This window comes from Streptomyces sp. NPDC004629, assembly GCF_042873595.1.
GTDB lineage: Bacteria > Actinomycetota > Actinomycetes > Streptomycetales > Streptomycetaceae > Streptomyces.
This window is the reverse complement of record NZ_JBIALO010000075.1, coordinates 1-4,545: the sequence shown is the minus strand read 5'-3', so window position 1 is coordinate 4,545 and position 4,545 is coordinate 1. Positions and strand designations below refer to the sequence as shown.

3 protein-coding genes are annotated in these 4,545 nt (G+C 70.1%); 1 reads left to right on the top strand and 2 read right to left on the bottom strand.

From position 1 onward, the window contains the following. Positions 1-167: 167 nt before the first annotated feature. Together ACFYTE_RS42095 and ACFYTE_RS42090 are read right to left on the bottom strand one after the other, a co-directional pair. The gene (locus tag ACFYTE_RS42095) at positions 168-2,099 is read right to left on the bottom strand and encodes a fibronectin type III domain-containing protein (protein ID WP_388722576.1); all 1,932 of its coding nucleotides are present in this window, start codon (positions 2,097-2,099) and stop codon (positions 168-170) included. 207 nt (positions 2,100-2,306) lie between these two features. Further along, positions 2,307-3,515: a HupE/UreJ family protein gene (locus tag ACFYTE_RS42090; RefSeq protein ID WP_388722574.1), complete on the bottom strand. Its 1,209-nt coding sequence runs from the start codon at positions 3,513-3,515 to the stop codon at positions 2,307-2,309. Between the two features lie 173 nt (positions 3,516-3,688). Here ACFYTE_RS42090 and ACFYTE_RS42085 point away from each other — a divergent pair, with 173 nt between their 5' ends. After that, a complete protein-coding gene (locus ACFYTE_RS42085; protein ID WP_388722572.1) occupies positions 3,689-4,357 on the top strand; it encodes a hypothetical protein in 669 nt (222 codons plus the stop codon). The last annotated feature ends 188 nt before the right edge of the window (positions 4,358-4,545 follow it).

Here is a 4,545-nt window from a genome sequence, read left to right as displayed (position 1 = left end):
GGGGCAAAAAAACCACCCCTGGGGGGGGGGGGGCCCGCGGGGCCGGGGGGGGGGGGGGGGGGGGGGGGGGGGGGGGGGGGGTGGGGGGGGGGGGGGGGGGGGGGGGGGGGGGGGGGGGGGGGGCCCCCCGGCCCCCCCCCCCCCCCCCACGGATGGAACGGGTACGGTCAGCTGCTCAGCGCAGTGATCGTGAGGGTGGCGCGGTAGGTGCCCTTGTTGACGCTGCCCGGGATCTTCAGGTCCAGGTCGGCGCCCAGCTTGGCCTTGCCCTTGGCGTGGCCCTGCTCGGCCCAGGCCAGGCCGCGCGAGACGGACAGACCCTGGCCGTGGTCGTCGTAGCCGGAGGCCACCGGTCCGCTGGCCTTGGCGCCGGCGCCGTCCTGGAGGACGTTCGGCGTCCAGCCGAGGTAGGCACCGGAGAACGACTTGTCGCCGTCCTTGAAATCGCTCACGTTGGCCGAGATCGACCACGGGGCGAGCGAGCGGCGGCTGTCCGAGACCAGGATCGGGTTGATCTGGCCGTTGGCCCGGAAGTAGTCGCCGTCGTGGTCCTTCGCGGTGCCGAGGTCCACCAGGCCGTTGTAGCCGTCGATGGTCCAGCCGAACTCACCGGGAGGAGCGTCGGGCACGTCGACCTGGAGGTCCTGTCCGTTGCCGTGGTGGGGGTGCACGGTGACCTTGTCGACGACCGAGCCCACCGGCTGGCCCTCGGGGGTGTTGGTGCAGGAGACCTTCCCCAGCTCCACCGCGGCGTTGGGCGCCTGGCAGGTGCCGCTGCGCAGGTTCTCGACGACGAGCTTGTCCTTGCGTACGCCGACCTTGACGTAGCTGCGGACGTGCTCCTGGTTCTGCACCGAGTTGTACCAGTAGCTGTCCGGGTTGAGCGGGTCGGCGCCGTTGCCGGCTCCGCTGGTGCCGCTGCTGTCCGGCTTGGTGATGTCGTAGTACTTGGAGCCGGACGCCGAGTTCGACGTCACGTACAGGACACCGCCGGGACCGGGGTACACGTCGGCCGCACCGGGCTGCTCGTCCGGATCCGCCTTCTGACCGTTCTTGATCAGGTAGCTACGGGAGTAGCTGTGGTCGTGGCCCTGCAGCACCAGGTCGACGCCGAGCTTGGAGAACGTTGTCGGGAAGTCCGTCCGGCGCACCTTGTTGTCGTTGTCCTTGGCGTGCGCGGCCGGCGAGTAGATCGCGTGGTGGTAGACGAGCACCTTCCACTTGGCCTCGGAGCCGTGCTTGTTGATGACGTCGGTGACGTAGTCGATGTGTGCCGCGTCACCGCCGCCGCCCTGCGAGGTGGCGTAGCTGTTGCTGTTCAGGTCGATGAACAGCGTGTCCTTGTAGATGAACCAGTAGTCGCCGCCGGAGGTGTTGGACGCCGGGTTCCCGTTGGAGTAGTACGGGGCCGAGCGGTCGGTGTTCGGCGTGTACAGGTGCTGCTCGTAGGCCTTGCCGCCGACGTCGTGGTTGCCGATGGTGGCCGCCCACGGGTACCGGCGCAGCTTGTCGGGCGCGAGGAAGGCGTTCCACTGGGACTCGGTGTTGGCGCTCTCCACCTGGTCGCCGCCCGAGACGAGCAGTTCGGCGTCGGGGTTGGCGCCGAGCGAGACGTCCAGGGTGTCCTGCCAGCCGGCCTGGTCCTTCGCGGTGTCGCCGGACGAGCCGATCTGCGGGTCGCCGTAGAACAGGAAGTCGTAGTCGCCCTCGAAGTCCTGCGTCTTGAACGAGTACGTCGCCGACCAGTTGCCCTCGCCGCCGACCCGGTAGGAGTACGCCGTGTGCTCCTTGAGACCGGTGATGGTCGCGTGGCGGTTGTAGCCGCCGCTGGTGGCGATGTTCGCGCCGCCGATGGCGTCGAAGACGGCGGCGCCGGCCGGGAACTCGCCGTTCACGAGCTGCGTGGTCGGGACCAGCTGCACCTTCTGAGCGGTGTCGTCAGAGGAGTACCAGGTCACGGTGCGCTGCGACTCGTTGGCGCCCACACCGAGGATGATCCCGCTGAGCGTGGTGCCGTCGGCGGCACTGGCGGGGGACGCCAGACCGTTGCCGAGGGCGACGGCCACACCCAGGAATGCCGCTGCGGTCCCGGTGGCCACGCGGTGCCGCGCAGGCCCGGAGGCCTGCGTGGGGGGTCTCAATCTCTTCAATTTCGTTCCTTTGGTGCACGGAGTGCATGAATGGACGCCAAGAAGGTCTCTCCACTTGGTAAACCGGTCATAAATGTGATCTTGGGAACTGCTGAACTTCCCGAAGACTGGCGGCTCTTCACCAGGCCCGTTCCCACACGCCCGGCAGCCGCTGCCTCAGACGTCCGCCACCCGCTGTACGAACCACACCAGGCCCATCGCGGCCACAACCGCAGAGATCGCTCCGGTCAGCCGGAGCCCGGCCACCGGAGCCCGCCCGCGCACCAGCGCCAGCAGCGGGAACACCACGGCGATGATCGCCAACTGGACCGCTTCGATACCGATGTTGAACACCAGCAGGGACCACAGCAGGGTCCACGACCATGCCTCGTGGATGCCGAGCGCGCCCGCGAAACCGAGACCGTGCACAAGACCGAAGCAGAACACGACGGCGAGCCGGACCCAACCCGCGCGGTCAAGGCCCAGACGTCCGTCCGCCAGGGACTCGACCTCGGCGGCGCGGCCCCCGTGCCGCCACATCCGCCACAGGTACCAGCCGGCCACCACCGCGATGGACAGCGCGATGACGGGTTCCACGATCCGCCCCGGCACATCGACCGCGCCGAGCGCGGCGAGCAGGAACGTCACCGAGTGCGCCAGGGTGAAGCTCGTGGCCGCCAGCACGATCTCACGCAGCCGCCGCGACCCGGCGATCAGCGCCAGCAGGAACAGGATGTGGTCGATGCCGCCGAGCAGATGTTCCGCGCCGAGCCGGAAGAACTCCCAGAACCGTTCGTACCAGGACTGGCCCAGCGAGAAGGACGGATGCGCGGCGTCGAGCGCGGCGCTGCCCGAACGGCCCCCGAGGTCGTAGGTGATGATCGTCTTGGTGTCGCGGACATAGCCCTCGCCGTCGGGGAACAGCCCGCTGCGCACCACGGAATCGCCGGCGTCGGCGGGGCAGGCCCAGTCGAGCGTCATACGGGCGTAGGGCACGCCCTCCTGCCGGCCCATCGTGAACTCGCCCTGCCGGGAGGGGCTGCAGGTCCGGCCGTCCGCGCCGACCGAGAAACGACGGGTGACATAGCCGACCGCCGACCGGGCGTGTGCGTCGAGCGCCGCGGCCTGCCCCTTGGTGTCGCCGGCTTCGAACGCGGCGCTCCCCGTCCGGAAGAGCGGATCGTCCCCCTCGGCGTCGGCGGCGGAGACGACGAGGAGGTCGTACTCCAGCTCCAGCGTCGTCCGGATGCGGCCCTGGTCCGCGGCGGTGACCTGGACGTACACGGTGGAGGTGAACCCGTGGGCGAGCGCGGGCGGTACGCTGCCCAGCAGGGCGGTCACCGCCGCGATGACCCCGATGACGGCGCGGCGGACGTGTCGTGACATGTGTCTCCTTCAGGTTGCCCGTGCACGCTCCACGTCATGGGTGAACTCGTCCTGCCCCCGCGGCGAATCATGGAAGAACAACCCTTCGGCAAGCCCTTTTCGGCCAGGACGGGCGGGCGCCGGCATATGAGGATGTGCAGGCACCAGCAGTCACCACCTGGAGGACGATCGCCTTGCGCACCCCGTTCAGAGCCGCCGCCGCCCTGGCCGCGGCCGTCGCCCTGGCCACCGGATGCAGCTCCGGCGACGACTGGTCGCGTCCGCACGCGAGCCCGACCGCCGTCGGCACGCTCGGCGCGGGCTTCACCGACCCGTCCGCACCACCCACCCCCGAGGCGACCATCACCCCGCGGCCCGGTTCCTGGAACGGCGTCCATCCGCCCAAGGGCTACCGCGTGGTCCTGCTGACCGCCGGGGACGACCGCCCGACCAGGGCCCTGGTGGCGGCGGTCAGAAGCTGGGCCGAGGACGAGCATGTCGACCTGCGCACGGTGGCCGTCGAGCACCCGGCCGACCTGCTGCCGAGCATCACCAAGTCGCTGGAGATGGGCCCGGATCTCGTCGTCAGCGCCGGAAACGACCTGATCGACCCGCTCGCCACCGTCACCCCCCACCACCTCGGGCAGCAGTTCCTCGTCGTGGGCGCCGAACTGGCCGAACCCACCCACAACGTCACCGCGGTCGACTGGTCCGGCGCGTCCTTCCGTGGCGAGGGCCTCGGCATGTCCTCGACGTACGACGCGGACTCCTTCACGGCCGCGCGCTGTGCCGCCGCGATCAGGGCGGGTGCGGCGGCCGTGCTGAACGGGGTCACGGGGATCGTGGTCTGGCTCACCACCTGAGCGCTGCGCTGGCTTTGGCGTGTGTGCGGTGCGCTGCCGCGGGGTGCGCTGTGAACTGTGCGGTGGGGTGCGTGCGGGTGGGTGGGGGCTGGGCGCGCAGGGCGGTTTCTAGGGATCGTCGCAACACTTGGTCGTGTTGGTCAGGCTGTGAGTAGTTTATGCAGGCGCTCGGCTGGGGTTTCCCAGCC

What these genes read in the sequence shown, in the direction of transcription:
- ACFYTE_RS42090 (WP_388722574.1), bottom strand. Translation starts at nt 3,515, where the DNA reads ATGTCACGACACGTCCGCCGCGCCGTCATCGGGGTCATCGCGGCGGTG.